This is a genomic window from Paenibacillus haidiansis, from assembly GCF_036553665.1.
GTDB classification, from domain to species: Bacteria; Bacillota; Bacilli; order Paenibacillales; family Paenibacillaceae; genus Fontibacillus; species Fontibacillus haidiansis.
In genome coordinates, this window is record NZ_JAZHPZ010000015.1 from 1 (window position 1) to 15,594 (window position 15,594).

Sequence of the window (15,594 nt, forward strand, 5' to 3'; positions counted from 1 at the left end):
GCTGGGTAGCTAAGTGCGGACGGGATAAGCGCTGAAAGCATCTAAGCGTGAAGCCCCCCTCAAGATGAGATTTCCCAGTATGTAAGACCCCTTGAAGACGACGAGGTTGATAGGCTGGGGGTGGAAGTGCAGCAATGCATGGAGCTGACCAGTACTAATCGGTCGAGGGCTTATCCAAAGATAACTAAAATGCAAATTCAGTTTCGTATCCGGTTTTCAGGTGATCAATCATCTGAATATCTGATTTATTGTTCCCTGATAGCTCAGTTGGTAGAGCACTCGACTGTTAATCGAGTTGTCACAGGTTCGAGTCCTGTTCGGGGAGTCAAGTCCCCAGAAAGTGACGAATAGCTTCGATGTCTATTCCGATTACTTTCTGGGGGCCCCAACCAAATACTATGGAGAGGTGTCCGAGTTGGCCGAAGGAGCACGATTGGAAATCGTGTAGGCGTCACAAGCGTCTCGAGGGTTCGAATCCCTCTCTCTCCGCCATAATCTTTCTTTAATAATACATGGCCCGTTGGTCAAGGGGTTAAGACACCTCCCTTTCACGGAGGTAACAGGGGTTCGAATCCCCTACGGGTCACCATTTTCTAAAACTACATAGTTTTACGAAAGACTTGATTTAGTACCGATTGTTCTGGTACAATATGATTTGTGTTTCCCATGGAGGCTTAGCTCAGCTGGGAGAGCATCTGCCTTACAAGCAGAGGGTCGGGGGTTCGATCCCCTCAGCCTCCACCATATACTTCACCCCAAAAAGTGAAGTTGAGTCTCTGAAGCTTAGTCCGATTACTTTTCGGGGACCCCATAACGAAATAACCTTTTTACTGACGCGGGGTGGAGCAGCCCGGTAGCTCGTCGGGCTCATAACCCGAAGGCCGCAGGTTCAAATCCTGCCCCCGCAATTATCCCTTAATCGGGATGCAATTATCCTAGTGTGGAGCCGTGGTGTAGAGGCCTAACATGCCTGCCTGTCACGCAGGAGACCGCGGGTTCGAATCCCGTCGGCTCCGCCATTTTAAAACATCATGCAATTAAGGCTCGGTAGCTCAGTCGGTAGAGCAGAGGACTGAAAATCCTCGTGTCGGCGGTTCGATTCCGTCCCGAGCCACCATTCAACTGAATAGCAGTTAGCCGGTGTAGCTCAATTGGTAGAGCAACTGACTTGTAATCAGTAGGTTGGGGGTTCAAGTCCTCTCGCCGGCACCATTAGGAACATGGAGGCTTAGCGAAGTGGCCAAACGCAGCAGACTGTAAATCTGTTCTCTGACGAGTTCGGTGGTTCGAATCCATCAGCCTCCACCAGTTTTTAAAGGGGCATAGTTTAAAGGTAGAACAAAGGTCTCCAAAACCTTTGGTGTGGGTTCAATTCCTGCTGCCCCTGCCAGTTTTTTAGAAGTGAATATTAATATGGCGGTCGTGGCGAAGGGGTTAACGCACCGGATTGTGGCTCCGGCATTCGTGGGTTCAAGTCCCATCGATCGCCCCATATTCATCTAAAACTTCATTGTTGGGGATTAGCCAAGCGGTAAGGCAACGGACTTTGACTCCGTCACTCATAGGTTCGAATCCTATATCCCCAGCCATTTTAAGCGGACGTGGCTCAGCGGTAGAGCATCGCCTTGCCAAGGCGAGGGTCGCGGGTTCGATTCCCGTCGTCCGCTCCATTTATTATATGGCGCCATAGCCAAGTGGTAAGGCACAGCTCTGCAAAAGCTCTATCCCCAGTTCGAATCTGGGTGGCGCCTCCATCTTCTTTATGCGGGAGTGGCGGAATCGGCAGACGCACAGGACTTAAAATCCTGCGGTAGGTGACTACCGTACCAGTTCAAGTCTGGTCTTCCGCACTTTTGATTTTGTGCCCTTAGCTCAGCTGGATAGAGCGTTTGACTACGAATCAAAAGGTCAGGAGTTCGAATCTCTTAGGGCACGCCATTAAAGCTCGCATATGGAAACAATCATATATATGCCGGTGTGGCGGAATTGGCAGACGCGCGCGACTCAAAATCGTGAGGGAAACCGTGGGGGTTCGAGTCCCTTCACCGGCATCAAACTTGGAATTAAGCTCTTAGGGATGAGTCCCTAGGGCTTTTTTGTTGTATATAGAGAGGGCTGGGGATGATCAGGAAATGTTAGGATGGACACGTTATCTTTTAACTTGCCGCCCGGTTTGTAAGTCGGATTGTCATAAATATGACGGGGTTTTCAGAACTCCATACCGGGCTGCTTATTATGGTGCTGACATGGTACTTGCTTTATTTTTGAGTCTGAAAATCCGGATGCGTTATATTCGCCGTCGGGACATCAATCAAGTAAGGCTTGGAGATTAATTTTGCTTCCTCCAAGGCGGTGCGAAGCTCATCAATCGATTTTGCCCGTTTAGCAACCCATCCGGAAGCTTCCGCAATTTGGACGAAATTCGGATTGGAGATCTCAGGCCCAAATGTACTAAGCCGCTTCATCATCATTTTGTCCTGTTCCATTTGAAGGGTACCGTTATTGAAAACGACGACGGTGATAGGAAATCCGTAACGTGCGGCAGTTATCAAATCCGCCTGTACCATCCCTAATCCGCCATCCCCCGTAACACAAACGACTTGCCGGTTCGGGTATGAACATTTCGCCGCCATGGCGGAAGGCAACCCAAACCCCATTGTTCTCCAACGCTCTGACAGTACTAACTGCTGAGTTGTCCCTCTGAAATTTCTCAGAAGCCACAAGGTGACATCCCCTTCATCCAGCGCAATAATGGCATCATTATCCATGGTTTGTTCAATGGCGCCGACAATTGCCGCAGGATGAAGCGGTGACGATGTAATGGCGCGTTCGAGATTATTCTGGTCATTCCAGGCTTGTTTGCATTGATTCACGAGCTGCAGCCAATCGGGATGCGAACGATAGTCTCTCAAGCCTTCTGTAAGTGCTTGGACGATCTCTGCGATATTGCCGGCGATCCCGAATTGTGAGGGAATCACTTTTCCGAGCATTGATGTCCGTTCTTCAATATGGATCACTTGCGCATGTTCAGGGACTTTATGCTCCGGCCACCAGGATGTACCGATGGCTAGGACGAAATCGGATTGTTTGAATAGGTCGCTTGCAAAAGGATTTCCGCCTTCGCCCAAGCCATCGAGTTGATAAGGGTGAGAATGGGCTATAATCCCTTTTGCACCGTAACTCATGACAATTCCGCATCCCCAGGCGTCAGCCAATTTCCGGACCATGTCACCGGCGGATCTTGCCCGATTGCCGACAAGGATCATGGGGCGTTTCGCAGCAAGCATTAGGTTTGCCGCTTGCCGAATTTGCTCTGATCCTATGGCTTGATTTGCGATCCGAACCGGTTCGCGCGGTGTTACCCCGCAGGGAAGTGTCCATAGATCGGAGGGTATGGACAGATGAACGGGGGTCGTCTGATCCACCGCCGTAAACATGGCTTCTGTTAAGGAGTCGACAACAGCATCGGGATGAATGACGAGCCGGCTGAGTCCGGTAACCGCTTGAACCAGTCCTTGTTGGTCGATAAACTGCTTGTAGGCCGTTCCGATTTTCCGGGTGGGCGCTTGTCCGGAAATGGCTAAGAGGGGAACGCCATCCAAGTATGCATCTCCAAGACCGGTTATTAAATTGGTCAAACCGGGCCCCATTTGCGTGGCGCATACTGCGATGCGACCGGTCAATTTGGCTTCGGCGGATGCCATCATGGCAGCGACGGACTCATGCTTAACGCCGATCCATTCCAAATCATTCTGGCGGGCGAGACCATCCATCAAGCCGAAAATAGCGTCCCCTATCACCCCATAAATCCGTTTGACACCCCACAATTGCAGTTGCTTGATGATCACATCCGCAACATTTTGCATTTCGGTCCCTTTCGGGAATTTATTTTCTTGGGTAACATCCGTAAATATGCTCATTTGCTGACATCTCCTTACCTTTTTCTTAGTATGGATACGAAGGCTGTTCATTATGAACAGGCCTGGACGAATTTTCCGGCTTCCGTACCTTGCTAACGGAGCTTCTAAACCGCAAGACGGACCGATTCCGGGAGGATACGGGTGGGAAAAATAATATCATAGCCTGCTCAGCTTCGATTGGTGTAAGCTGTTTAAGAGCATTGGGAAATCCACGACTATTCTATTACTGAAAAGGTGGAAGTATAAAATGTCAGAAGTATTGAGCGATATTGCCATTGCACAAGCCAATGAAATGACGCCCATCGAGCTTGTGGCCGAGAAAATCGGTCTGCCTCAAGACAGCCTCGAATTGTATGGCAAATTTAAAGCCAAGGTTGATTATACGAAGATTTCTGCCGAAGAGAAGGCAAAGGTCATTCTGGTTACCGCGATCACGCCAACACCCGCCGGGGAGGGCAAGACAACTACGGTTGTCGGTCTTGGCGATTCGCTTAACCGGATCGGCAAGAAAGCCATCATTGCCTTAAGAGAGCCTTCATTGGGACCGGTATTCGGGATAAAAGGCGGAGCGGCCGGCGGCGGTTATGCCCAGGTAGTTCCGATGGAAGATATCAACTTGCATTTTACCGGCGATTTCCATGCGATTGGAGCGGCTAACAACCTGCTGGCAGCGCTGATCGATAATCATATTTACCAGGGGAACAGCCTCGGTATCGATGTGGGGCGAATCACCTGGCGGCGCGTTATGGATATGAATGACCGGGAATTGAGGAATATAACGGTCGGTCTGGGGGGCAGAACGAACGGCGTCCCCAGAGAGGAGGGCTTTGATATAACAGTAGCCTCCGAAATTATGGCAATTCTTTGTTTATCGACCAGCCTGGAAGATCTAAAGCAAAAGATCAGCCGCATCATCATCGGCTACAACAAAAATGACGAGCCGGTCACCGCTGGACAACTGCATGCGGAAGGAGCCATGACGGTTCTGCTCAAAGATGCCATTAAGCCGAATCTGGTGCAAACCTTGGAGCATAACCCGGCTTTCGTTCATGGCGGACCATTTGCCAATATTGCACATGGTTGCAACAGTGTACTGGCAACGAAATCCGCAATGAAGCTGGCCGATTATGTTGTGACGGAAGCCGGATTCGGCGCTGATTTGGGGGCGGAGAAGTTTATTAACATCAAATGCAGACAATCGGGCATCCGGCCGTCCGCCGTCGTTATCGTAGCCACGGTAAGAGCGCTGAAGATGCACGGCGGTCTCCCGATGGATGCTTTGCGCGATAAGAACGTCTTGGCTGTTGAGAACGGCTTGCCTAATTTACTGAAGCATATTGAGAACGTTACGCAGGTCTATGGCCTGCCTGCCGTCGTGGCTATCAATAAATTCCCTACCGACGATCCGGAAGAATTGGACCTGATTAAACGGAAATGTAAAGAATATGGAGTAAACGTAAGCGTGTCCGATGTATGGAGCAGCGGGAGCGCCGGCGGCGAAGAATTGGCGCGCGAGGTCGTCCGGCTGGCGGAAGAAGGGGAAAACAATTTCCGGTTCTTGTACCCGGATCAATTGCCGATTAAGGAGAAAATCCAACGGATTGTTGCCCAAGTATATGGCGGAGATGGTGTGGTGTTTACTCCAAGCGCCGAGAAGGAAATTGACGAGCTTGAGAAGCTCGGCTTTGGGAATCTCCCGGTTTGTATGGCCAAAACCCAATATTCCTTTTCGGACGAACCTGCCAAAATCGGCAGACCTTCCGGTTTCCAAGTAACGGTCCGAAAACTCAAGGTTTCGGCCGGAGCCGGGTTTATCGTTGTTTTGACCGGCGATGTCATGACCATGCCGGGGCTTCCGAAAATCCCGGCGGCCGAGAAAATGGATATTGATCAGGACGGGAAGATTACGGGATTATTTTAGAGTAAGAGTTACATTATCATAGCCTTTGCGTGCATTGCATGCTACCTTTTTATGAAGAGCTAAATATAACCGGGAGAGAGGATGAGCATTATGAGAGGGATCATAACTGTATTGGGAAACGACAAGGTGGGTATTATCGCAAAGGTGTGCAGTTATTTGGCAGAGCAGAATGTAAATATTCTTGATATCTCGCAGACCATTGTCCAAAATTATTTCAATATGATGATGATTGTCGATATTTCGGCGCCGGCCAAATCGTTTGAGGAGCTTGTGGTGGAGCTGCAGCAGGTGGGAGAAGAGATTGGTGTTCAAATTAAAATCCAGCACGAGGACATCTTTAATACGATGCACCGCGTTTGATAAAATGCCGAAGGAGGATTTACATGATTTCACTCGTTGAAGTGCAAGAAACAAATAAAATGATCCAGGAAATGAATTTAGATGTACGCACGATTACGATGGGAATCAGCCTTATGGATTGCGCCCATGAAGATCTAGGAACGTTTACGCGGAACATCTACGATAAAATAACTCGTACCGCCGAAAAGCTTGTGGTTACCGGCGAAGACCTGGAACGGCAGTTCGGCGTGCCGATCGTCAATAAGCGAATTTCCGTGACCCCGATTGCCATCGCCGCGGGCGGTGTTCATACCGACAGTTATGTTCCCGTCGCGGAGGCTTTGGACAAGGCCGCCAAAGAGGTGGGCGTGAACTTTATCGGCGGATTTTCGGCGCTTGTGCAAAAGGGGATGACCACCGGCGACCGGATTCTGATCGACAGTATTCCCGAAGCGTTGGCTGTGACGGAGCGTGTCTGCTCCTCGGTGAATATCGGCTCTTCGCGCAGCGGTATTAATATGGATGCTGTGAAGCAGATGGGAGACATCATTGTCCGGACGGCGGAAAGAACCAAGGACAGGGATTCGATCGGCTGCGCCAAGCTGGTTGTTTTCTGCAACGCCGTCGAAGATAATCCTTTTATGGCCGGTGCCTTTCACGGCGTAGGCGAAAGGGAGAGTGTTATAAATGTGGGCGTCAGCGGACCGGGCGTAATCAAGAGAGCATTGCAGGAGGTCAAAGGGCAGGATTTCGAAACACTTTGCGAGACGATTAAACGGACTGCTTTCAAAATTACCCGGGTCGGACAATTGGTTGCCCAGGAGGCCTCCAAGCGACTGAACGTTCCGTTCGGCATCATCGACCTGTCATTGGCCCCTACACCGGCGATAGGCGATTCCATTGCGGAAATCTTTCAAGTAATGGGGCTGGAAGAAGCGGGCGCGCCGGGCACGACGGCGGCTCTGGCGATCCTGAATGACAATGTGAAAAAGGGCGGTGTCATGGCTTCTTCTTATGTAGGTGGACTAAGCGGCGCCTTCATTCCGGTCAGCGAAGACCACGGCATGATTCAAGCGGTGGAGCGCGGCGCGCTGACGCTTGAAAAGCTGGAAGCGATGACCTGCGTCTGTTCGGTGGGCCTAGACATGATTGCCATTCCCGGCAGTACCTCGAAGGAAACTATCTCCGGTATCATTGCCGACGAGGCCGCCATTGGCATGGTCAACAATAAAACGACGGCCGTGCGCGTGATTCCGGTGATCGGCAAAGAGGTTGGAGAGATGGTCGAATTTGGCGGGCTGCTCGGATACGCGCCGGTCATGGCCGTGAATCCCTTTAACTGCGCCGGCTTCGTGAACCGGGGCGGGCGGATCCCGGCTCCGATCCACAGTTTTAAAAATTAACTATAGTGTCCATAATCACCGTGCGAATGTTCGGGAATATGCTATACTCTCTGGGCAAGCTTGGCCGAAGCCCTTCGGCTAGGCTTGTCCATTTGTATGTATGGCATAATTTTTATTGCAAAGGATGGACTTCATGTTAGTTGTAAAACGAGACGGCTCGGAAGTAGCCTTTAATCAGCAGAAAATCATCGACGCAATTTGCGCTGCCATGAACAGCACCAAGAAAAAGGTCGATTCGGAGCTGGCGCAAAAGATTGCCGACAAGGTCACCCGCAAAATCAGCAAATTCGAAAAAGTGGATATCGAACATATTCAGGACGAAGTTCAATCGGCGCTCATGAACAGCCGCAGAAAGGACGCCGCCGAGGCTTATATCGGCTACCGTGAAGTAAGAACCTTGAAACGGCGCGAACGCAGCAGTCTGGATAAGAAGGTACTGGGTCTCCTTGAGCTTACGAATGAAGAAGTGCTGAAAGAGAATTCCAATAAAGACGGCGCGACTATTCCGACGCAGCGCGATTTGCTGGCCGGGATTATGGCCAAGGATTTCGCTCAAACCTATATGATCCCGAAGCGGGTCGTCGAGGCGCATAACAGCGGGGATCTGCATTTTCACGATCAGGATTACAGCCCTTATTTCCCAATCTACAACTGTATGCTGATCGACCTCAAGGGAATGCTGGAGAACGGCTTCAAGCTCGGCAACGCCCAGATCGAAACGCCGAAGTCGATTACGACCGCAACCGCCATCACCGCCCAGATTATCGCCCAGGTGGCGAGCCATATTTACGGCGGCAATACCATTAATGAGATCGATAAGATCCTGGCGCCTTACGTGTTGGAGTCTTTTAAGAAGCATTACCGCAAAGGCTTGGAATGGCTATATATGCTGGAACCGGGCGAGATCGACGAGCTTGATATTTCCTGGGAAAACGAAGAATTACATAACAAGTACCCGCGCTGTCTGGATTATGCCAAAAAATTGACCGAGAAGGAAACGTACGACGCGTTTCAATCGCTGGAGTATGAAATCAACACGCTGGTAAGCGCCAACGGGCAAACGCCGTTCAGCACCTTTGGCTTCGGCCGCGGTTTGTCCTGGGCGGAGCGGCAAATCCAGATCGCCATCTTAAAGAACAGAATTCGCGGGCTGGGAAGAGACGGAAAGACGGCGATTTTCCCAAAACTGATTTTCGCCATGGAAGACGGCGTGAATTTAAGACCGGAGGACCCGAACTACGATATCAAGCAGTTGGCTTTAAAATGCAGCACGCTGCGCATGTATCCCGATATCATTTCCGTCCCGAAGGTTAAAGAGATTACCGGTTCGTTCAAATTTCCGATGGGTTGCCGGTCTTTTCTGGGCGTTTATGAAGAAAACGGGGAAGAGCTGCATGACGGCAGATTCAATATGGGCGTGGTGACCGTCAATTTGCCCCGCTTGGCCGTCAAGGCAGGCGGCTCGGAGGAGAACTTTTACCGGCTTCTGGATGAGCTGCTGGAGGTGTGTAAAGAGGGATTAATGTACCGCATCGAGCGTCTGACCGGGGTAAAAGCGAAGGTGGCTCCTATTCTGTATATGGAAGGAGCGGCGGGCAGCCGGCTGCAGCCCGAGGACACCATCGACCATCTGCTGACGAACGGCAGAGCGAGCATTTCTCTGGGATACATCGGCATTCATGAAACGATGATGGCCCTCTACGGGACATGTCTCTTCGACGATCCGGAACTGCGGAAGAAGGGTCTGCAAATCGTGGAGCATTTAAGCAAGAAGGCCGAGCAATGGAAAAATGAAACCGGCTACGGCTTCAGCTTGTATTCGACGCCTGCGGAGTCTTTATGCTACCGTTTTTGCAAATTGGACGAAGAGAAATTCGGCGTCATTGCAGGAGTTACGGATAAAGGCTACTATACGAACTCCTTCCATCTCGATGTGAATAAAAAAGTGACTCCTTTTGAGAAAATCGAATTTGAAAAAGATTATCCGCGTTATGCGAACGGCGGGTTTATCACCTACTGCGAATTCGACTCGCTGGTAAATAACCCCGAGGCTTTGGAAGCCGTGTGGGATTACGCCTATGAACGGGTGCCTTACTTCGGAACGAACACGCCGACGGACAAATGCCTGGAATGCGGTTTTGAAGGCGAGTTTGAAGCTACAAACAGCGGCTTCGAGTGCCCAAACTGCGGCAATGGTAATCCCAAGACCTCTTCCGTAATCCGGCGCTGCTGCGGTTATTTGTCGGAGCCGAGCCAACGGCCGTTTAATGCCGGCAAGCAGAAGGAAGTTCTCTCCCGCGTTAAGCATATGTGATATGTGATGACCATGTATATCGCGGATTACAAAAGATTTGACGTCATCAACGGAAAAGGGCTGCGCCATTCTCTTTTTACTTCGGGCTGTACGCATCATTGCAAGGGGTGCTTCAATGCCGCAACCTGGAATTTTAAATATGGGACACCCTATAGCAGTGAACTGGAAGAGCGGATTATCGCGGATTTGAATATGCCTGATGTGAACATTGCGGGCTTATCGATACTGGGCGGAGAGCCTTTTCAGAACGCCGACGGTTTGCTGGGGCTTGCCGCCCGGATTCGTCGCGACTGCCGCGGTAAAGATATTTGGATCTGGTCGGGCTACACCTTCGAGGAGATCATGGCCGATGCGGACGAAAGCAAACGGGAGCTGCTATCCTACTGCGATGTTCTTATCGACGGAAGATTCTTACTGGAACAGCGCAATTTGAAATTAAAGTGGCGGGGCTCCGAGAATCAGCGGGTGATCGATGTCAAGCAAAGTTTAATCACTAAACAGCCCGTGTTAATGAATTGCTGAAAATATACAAATAAAGAAGATGGCCGAGAGTCACTCCGGGCCATCTTCTTTATTTTCTTCTGCGGGGTTTGCTTCCAAGGAGGGTTCCTCCTTCGGTTGTTTACTCTTAAGGTAAGTATCGTAGAACTTGCTGACAATAATCTTAAGAATTAAATAGACCGGAATGATCAGCAGGATGCCGATGATTCCCCACAAATCCCCGCCCAACAGCACGAGGATGATCGTCGTGAGCGGATGAATATCCAGTTTTTTACCGAAAATGTACGGCGCGATCAAATTGTCCTGGATCTGCTGGGCAGCAAGCACGACGATAATTGACCAGACGGCCGTCGACGGAGATTCGATCAATCCGATAATGAAAATGGGCACGCTGGAGAGTATGGCTCCAATAAAAGGAATAAAGTTCATAATAACGGCTATTACCGTTAGCAAAAGGGCATAGGGCAGCCCTATAATCAGAAAGCCAACATACATTAACACACCTAGCGCAAGATTGACGATCACCCGCCCGACGATGAAGTTGCTGAGCGCATCGTCAATTTCCGCGACGATCGTATTTCCCTCCTGGCGGTAACGCGACGGAAACAAGCTTACAATGCGGCGGCCAAATTTTCCGCCCTCTTTTAACATGTAATACAGCATGATCGGGAACGTAAATAAGATGATAGCGAAATCGGAAACAAAGGAAAACAGCCCGGTGACATAATTAATCAACAGCGAGAAACCTTTATTCAAATATTCGGTTATTTTCGCAAACGGATTGGATTCCGCCGGAAACAGAGAAGAGAACCACGGGCTATCCGCCAACTTCACCAATTCATCGTTTAATGCGGCGAACAGACTGGGCGCATTGTTGACCAGATTGACCAATTGAGTTCGGAGCGATGGCCAAATCCCGGCAATAAAGCCTGTCAGCAAAACAAGTATAACGAGGTAGACAAGCAAAATGGCCAGCGTACGGTTCAGCTTCTTTCGCTCCAGCCAATTAATCAACGGGCGCAGCAGGTAATAAAAGAAACCGGCCAGCATCAAAGGAATGATGATAATACTGAACAACGACAGGATTGGGGTAAAGATGAAATTAACCTTGGATCCGAGAAAAATAATGCCGAGAACAAGCAAAATCGCAAGACAGATACGGATAAACAAATTTAGACGAGCCATAACTAATAGTACCTCCGTCATTTTCTATGAACTGATGGAACAATTTCTTTACGCAGTGAATAACGAAACGTTTCAAATTTAAAAAGTTGGTCCTCTGCCTATAAACTATAGCTTGCCAATTGGCACAGCCGGTATTCGATCGATTATAGTTAGGTTATAATGGCCTCAATAAACAAAAAGGAGAAAACCATATGACAGAAAAAGATCACAGCCATTGGATGGGAATTGCGATTCATGAAGCATATGAGAATGTTCTTCAAGGGGAAGGCGGACCGTTCGGAGCCATCGTGGTCAAGGACGGCAAAGTGATCGGAACGGGTCGGAACCGGGTAACCTCACTGAACGATCCGACGGCTCATGCGGAGGTGCAGGCGATCCGCGAGGCGTGCAGGCAACTGGGCGATTTTCAGCTTCAGGGGTGTACGATCTACACCAGCTGCGAGCCCTGCCCGATGTGCATCGGAGCGATCTATTGGTCGCGCCCCGACGCGGTGTATTATGCCGGCACGAAAGAGGATGCCGCCCATATCGGGTTTGACGATCAATTCATCTATGAGCAAATCGCCCGGCCGATGGAGGATCGTTCGATCCCCATGGCACAGATCGATACCCCCGACCGGCTGCTGCCTTTTCATGCGTGGAGCTCCTCTATCAAGAAAATCGAATATTAAACCCCGAAACCTAGGCTTAATGACCTCGAACCTCTGCCGTGTAATATGCGGTATGAGGTTCTTTTTTATGAAAACTCATGCAAAATATATTAATAAAACACAAAATAGGAATATATATCCTTTTAAGAAAAACTGCTATACTTTAAATTAAGCGCTTACAAAAATCTTGCTATTAAAATTTTAAGGAGGCAGACGATGAAGAAGCTTCGAAGTTTATTTGCAATTTCGTTGACGGCAAGCCTGATTTTGACCGCCGCGCCAACGGCATTCGGGGCTGCGGCAACCGGCGGCAACGGAACGAATAACGGCAATAAAACCGTGGACCTGGTCGACGCTGCGGCTACGGAAAGCACACGCTCCTTATTCGCTTATCTGCAAGAGGTCCGGGGCAAGCACGTGCTGTTCGGCCATCAGCATGCGACGGACGAAGTGCTGTCATCCCAGCCTCAAGGCGAGCCTCGCTCCGAAACTTATGCGGCAGTCGGCGATTATCCGGCGATGTTCGGCTGGGATACGCTGAGTCTGGAAGGTTACGAGAAGCCGGGAAATCTATCTTATACGCGGGAACAAAACCGCGATAATCTGGTTGCTTCGATGAAAGCGGCGTATAAAGCCGGAGGCGTGCTGGCCCTAAGCTCGCATATGCCGAACTTTGTGACCGGAGGGGATTTTTACGATACGAGCGGCAATGTGGTCAGTCACATTCTGCCCGGCGGAGACAAGCATGAGGAATACAATGAATTTCTCGATATGGTCGCCGATTTCGCCCTGCATTTAAAGGATGACAAGGGCAAGCCCATTCCGGTGATTTTCCGTCCGTTCCACGAGCAAAGCGGCGGATGGTTCTGGTGGGGGGCGCCTTATACGACCAAGGAGCAATATATCGAGATATACCGGTATACAGTGGAATATTTACGCGATGGCAAAGGAGTGCATAATTTCCTGTACGCCTTCTCGCCGGGAAGCCCGTTCAACGGGTTGGAAGAAACGTACCTGAAAACTTATCCGGGCGACGACTACGTGGATATTCTCGGCTTCGACACTTATTACGACGGCGCCAACCAAGGCTGGTTCGACGCAGTGATCGCCGATGCAAAGCTCGTGTCCCGAATCGCCGATGCCCGAGGCAAAGTCGCCGCGTTTACCGAGTTCGGCTATTCCGGCGTGAAGCCGACGGGGACGGCGGACAAACAGTTCTTTACGAAGCTGATCGCGGCGCTCCAATCCGACCCGGATGCCAAGCGGATGGCTTATATGCTAACCTGGGCCAACTTTAACTATGATTCGGTCTTTGTTCCATACCGGAATTCATTGCAGTACGGGGATCATGAGCTGCTCCCGGATTTTGAGAACTATTATAAAGACCCGTATACGTATTTCAGCCGTGATCTTAAGGGTGTGTATAACAAGAAAGTAAAGACGGCGAAGGAACGGCCGTTTATGCACATCGTTTCGCCGACGGGTCAGGAGACGATTCGAACGGCGGCTACCACCGTTCGGGCCAGAGTTTTAAACGAGAAGGTACGCAAAGTGGTTTACCTCGTCGGCGATTCAACGATAGAGCACAAAATGACCTTGAACGAGGCCGGCTTCTATGCGGCGGACTGGCAGCCCGCTCCGGAATTGAACGGGAAAGGGACGACATTGACGGTAAAAGTCTACGGCAAAGGGAACTCCGTGATGGAGCAGACGATTACGGTGTATGTCGGAATTGCGGAACAGGCGGTGGAGCGGTTTACGTTCGATCGGAATATCGACGGCGTACAAAGCAACGGGAATTGGCCAGAGGAGCTCGCGGCAAGCTTCTCGTATGCCGTATGGAACGGAGACGGCAAGCTGAAAATAGACGTTTCCGGGCTCCAGGCGGCGGACTCCTGGCAAGAGCTGAAAATCGGATTCCCGAATTTGGCGCAGCGGGTGAACCTGCAGCAAGTGAATCGCGTCTCGTTTGAGGCCTGGATTCCCGTGGCTGCGGGCAGCGGCAATGGAAATGCTTCCTTGCGCGCAGCGGCGGAGCTGCCGCCGAGCAGCAGCAAATTTTTAACCGCAGCGGTCACGCCGCTGTCCGAGCTTGAAACCGTCACGGTGGACGGAATCCCTTATGCCGCTTATAAGGCCTCCATCGATTTGAACGATCCGGAGCAAATCAGCGCGGCCGAGGGGCTCCAGCTCGCTTTGATCGGCAGCTATTTGCATGACGCCGGGCCGATCTACTTCGACAATATTTCGCTGATTAACGCCTATACCGGCGAAAGCGACGATCCGACGCTGGTGGACGATTTTGAAGGCTATAAAGAAAGCAACGATTTGCTGCAAGCCGGCTACAGCCCAAGCGGAGACAACAATACGATCTCCCTTGACGACGAGCATAAGGCGAGCGGAGCCTACGGCTTGAAATTCGATTACAGCCTGGCCGGTCAAGGCTATACGGGAATAACCAAAGATCTCGGCAGCCGGGACTGGACGCAAACCGGCAGGGTGAAATTCTGGCTTCAGCCGGACGGCAGCGGCAAAAAAATGGTCGTCCAGGTTAAAGCGAATGATATTTACTTCGAGTATTATCCCGATCTGACCGATACGACGGCCCGCTGGGTCGAAGTTCCGTTCAAGGACTTCGCCGTCGCTCCTTGGGACACCGCTAACCAGGACAAGAAGCTGGATACCGACAATGCGAAAAAAGTGCAGGCGTTCTCGATTTACGTAAACGCCGTCGAAGGCGATTCGTACTCGGGGGAGAATCCGTTTAACAGTACGTTGTATGTGGACAGTATCAGCGCTGTACCCGGAGAGCCGGGCGATATACCGGAAGGAGAAGGTTCCGGGGAAGGACCGGGCGGCGGAATACCGGCGGGAACATTGTATGGGTTCGAAAACGGCACCGAGGGCTTTATCGTGGAACAGAATTATGCCAATGCGGAGGTACCTACAGTAACAACGGCTGTTTATGCGGAGGGAGCCCAAGCGCTCGCCACGGCCTTCGACCTGACGGAAGGTTCCAACTTCGAGGTGACGAAATATATCGATCTTGACTTAAGCGGCCATCAGAATTTAAGCGTTAAAGTGAAGCTTGCGAGCGGCTCGGCCAATGTGCTCCTGTATGTGAAAACGGGCAACAGCTGGCAGTGGTATGACGGCGGAACGGTATTGGTCGATTCCTCGGCGGCGGAATTCACAACCCTGGAGATTGATTTGTCCCAAATCGAGGAAGCAGGCTTAGTCAAATCGATTGGTCTGAAAGTGATTCAGACGGGGGGATCCGGTCAATCCGCTTTCTATGTGGATGACTTTTCCCTTTCCTAAATGTTATACAGAAAGCCGCCCCTTCCCGGATTTTGGGAAG

At 50.7% G+C, this 15,594-nt stretch carries 9 protein-coding genes, 17 tRNA genes and 1 rRNA gene; 25 read left to right on the top strand and 2 right to left on the bottom strand.

Features of this window, described 5'->3' with window-relative positions; translation table 11 throughout:
• The 18 genes from V3851_RS21575 to V3851_RS21660 all read left to right on the top strand — a co-directional run.
• Positions 1-178, top strand: a 23S ribosomal RNA gene (locus tag V3851_RS21575); the annotation flags it as partial.
• 74 nt (positions 179-252) lie between these two features.
• Positions 253-325, top strand: a tRNA-Asn gene (locus tag V3851_RS21580).
• Positions 326-400: 75 nt separating this feature from the next.
• Positions 401-492 (top strand) — tRNA-Ser (locus V3851_RS21585).
• Positions 493-514: 22 nt separating this feature from the next.
• Positions 515-589 (top strand) — tRNA-Glu (locus V3851_RS21590).
• A gap of 79 nt (positions 590-668) precedes the next feature.
• Positions 669-744, top strand: a tRNA-Val gene (locus tag V3851_RS21595).
• Between the two features lie 90 nt (positions 745-834).
• A tRNA-Met gene (locus V3851_RS21600) sits at positions 835-908 on the top strand.
• A gap of 34 nt (positions 909-942) precedes the next feature.
• Positions 943-1,019, top strand: a tRNA-Asp gene (locus tag V3851_RS21605).
• A gap of 22 nt (positions 1,020-1,041) precedes the next feature.
• Positions 1,042-1,117 (top strand) — tRNA-Phe (locus V3851_RS21610).
• A gap of 19 nt (positions 1,118-1,136) precedes the next feature.
• A tRNA-Thr gene (locus V3851_RS21615) sits at positions 1,137-1,212 on the top strand.
• 10 nt (positions 1,213-1,222) lie between these two features.
• Positions 1,223-1,308: transfer RNA gene (locus V3851_RS21620), tRNA-Tyr, on the top strand.
• Between the two features lie 8 nt (positions 1,309-1,316).
• A tRNA-Trp gene (locus V3851_RS21625) sits at positions 1,317-1,390 on the top strand.
• Between the two features lie 26 nt (positions 1,391-1,416).
• Positions 1,417-1,492: transfer RNA gene (locus V3851_RS21630), tRNA-His, on the top strand.
• Between the two features lie 22 nt (positions 1,493-1,514).
• Positions 1,515-1,589, top strand: a tRNA-Gln gene (locus V3851_RS21635).
• A 6-nt stretch (positions 1,590-1,595) separates the two neighbouring features.
• Positions 1,596-1,670: transfer RNA gene (locus V3851_RS21640), tRNA-Gly, on the top strand.
• A gap of 10 nt (positions 1,671-1,680) precedes the next feature.
• Positions 1,681-1,754: transfer RNA gene (locus V3851_RS21645), tRNA-Cys, on the top strand.
• Between the two features lie 10 nt (positions 1,755-1,764).
• Positions 1,765-1,850: transfer RNA gene (locus V3851_RS21650), tRNA-Leu, on the top strand.
• A gap of 11 nt (positions 1,851-1,861) precedes the next feature.
• Positions 1,862-1,938: transfer RNA gene (locus V3851_RS21655), tRNA-Arg, on the top strand.
• A gap of 33 nt (positions 1,939-1,971) precedes the next feature.
• A tRNA-Leu gene (locus V3851_RS21660) sits at positions 1,972-2,051 on the top strand.
• Positions 2,052-2,258: 207 nt separating this feature from the next.
• Here V3851_RS21660 and V3851_RS21665 read toward each other — a convergent pair.
• Positions 2,259-3,920: a thiamine pyrophosphate-binding protein gene (locus V3851_RS21665; protein WP_331848614.1), complete on the bottom strand. Its 1,662-nt coding sequence runs from the start codon at positions 3,918-3,920 to the stop codon at positions 2,259-2,261.
• A gap of 247 nt (positions 3,921-4,167) precedes the next feature.
• On the opposite strand from V3851_RS21665, the gene V3851_RS21670 reads away from it, so the two are divergent.
• From V3851_RS21670 to nrdG, 5 genes are all read left to right on the top strand, one after another.
• Entirely contained in the window at positions 4,168-5,841 is a 1,674-nt protein-coding gene (locus tag V3851_RS21670) for a formate--tetrahydrofolate ligase (RefSeq protein ID WP_331848615.1), read from the top strand.
• A gap of 90 nt (positions 5,842-5,931) precedes the next feature.
• Positions 5,932-6,201, top strand: coding sequence for an ACT domain-containing protein (locus V3851_RS21675; protein ID WP_331848616.1), 270 nt, complete (start codon positions 5,932-5,934; stop codon positions 6,199-6,201).
• Positions 6,202-6,227: 26 nt separating this feature from the next.
• On the top strand, positions 6,228-7,583 hold the full coding sequence (locus tag V3851_RS21680; protein ID WP_331848713.1) for a PFL family protein: 1,356 nt from the start codon (positions 6,228-6,230) through the stop codon (positions 7,581-7,583).
• A 133-nt stretch (positions 7,584-7,716) separates the two neighbouring features.
• Positions 7,717-9,897 (top strand): anaerobic ribonucleoside-triphosphate reductase, encoded by a 2,181-nt coding sequence (gene nrdD / locus V3851_RS21685; protein ID WP_331848617.1) that lies wholly within the window; start codon positions 7,717-7,719, stop codon positions 9,895-9,897.
• 6 nt (positions 9,898-9,903) lie between these two features.
• Positions 9,904-10,419 (top strand): anaerobic ribonucleoside-triphosphate reductase activating protein, encoded by a 516-nt coding sequence (nrdG, locus tag V3851_RS21690; protein ID WP_331848618.1) that lies wholly within the window; start codon positions 9,904-9,906, stop codon positions 10,417-10,419.
• Positions 10,420-10,449: 30 nt separating this feature from the next.
• Here nrdG and V3851_RS21695 read toward each other — a convergent pair whose 3' ends face one another.
• Entirely contained in the window at positions 10,450-11,583 is a 1,134-nt protein-coding gene (locus V3851_RS21695) for an AI-2E family transporter (protein WP_331848619.1), read from the bottom strand.
• Positions 11,584-11,774: 191 nt separating this feature from the next.
• Here V3851_RS21695 and V3851_RS21700 point away from each other — a divergent pair, with 191 nt between their 5' ends.
• Together V3851_RS21700 and V3851_RS21705 are read left to right on the top strand one after the other, a co-directional pair.
• Entirely contained in the window at positions 11,775-12,254 is a 480-nt protein-coding gene (locus V3851_RS21700) for a nucleoside deaminase (RefSeq protein ID WP_331848620.1), read from the top strand.
• Between the two features lie 195 nt (positions 12,255-12,449).
• Positions 12,450-15,554, top strand: a complete 3,105-nt coding sequence (locus V3851_RS21705) for a glycosyl hydrolase (RefSeq protein ID WP_331848621.1) — start codon at positions 12,450-12,452, stop codon at positions 15,552-15,554.
• Positions 15,555-15,594 lie beyond the last annotated feature (40 nt).

What these genes read in the sequence shown, in the direction of transcription:
- V3851_RS21665 (WP_331848614.1), bottom strand. Translation starts at nt 3,920, where the DNA reads ATGAGCATATTTACGGATGTTACCCAAGAAAATAAATTCCCGAAAGGG.
- V3851_RS21670 (WP_331848615.1), top strand. Translation starts at nt 4,168, where the DNA reads ATGTCAGAAGTATTGAGCGATATTGCCATTGCACAAGCCAATGAAATG.
- V3851_RS21675 (WP_331848616.1), top strand. Translation starts at nt 5,932, where the DNA reads ATGAGAGGGATCATAACTGTATTGGGAAACGACAAGGTGGGTATTATC.
- nrdD (WP_331848617.1), top strand. Translation starts at nt 7,717, where the DNA reads ATGTTAGTTGTAAAACGAGACGGCTCGGAAGTAGCCTTTAATCAGCAG.
- nrdG (WP_331848618.1), top strand. Translation starts at nt 9,904, where the DNA reads ATGACCATGTATATCGCGGATTACAAAAGATTTGACGTCATCAACGGA.
- V3851_RS21695 (WP_331848619.1), bottom strand. Translation starts at nt 11,583, where the DNA reads ATGGCTCGTCTAAATTTGTTTATCCGTATCTGTCTTGCGATTTTGCTT.
- V3851_RS21700 (WP_331848620.1), top strand. Translation starts at nt 11,775, where the DNA reads ATGACAGAAAAAGATCACAGCCATTGGATGGGAATTGCGATTCATGAA.
- V3851_RS21705 (WP_331848621.1), top strand. Translation starts at nt 12,450, where the DNA reads ATGAAGAAGCTTCGAAGTTTATTTGCAATTTCGTTGACGGCAAGCCTG.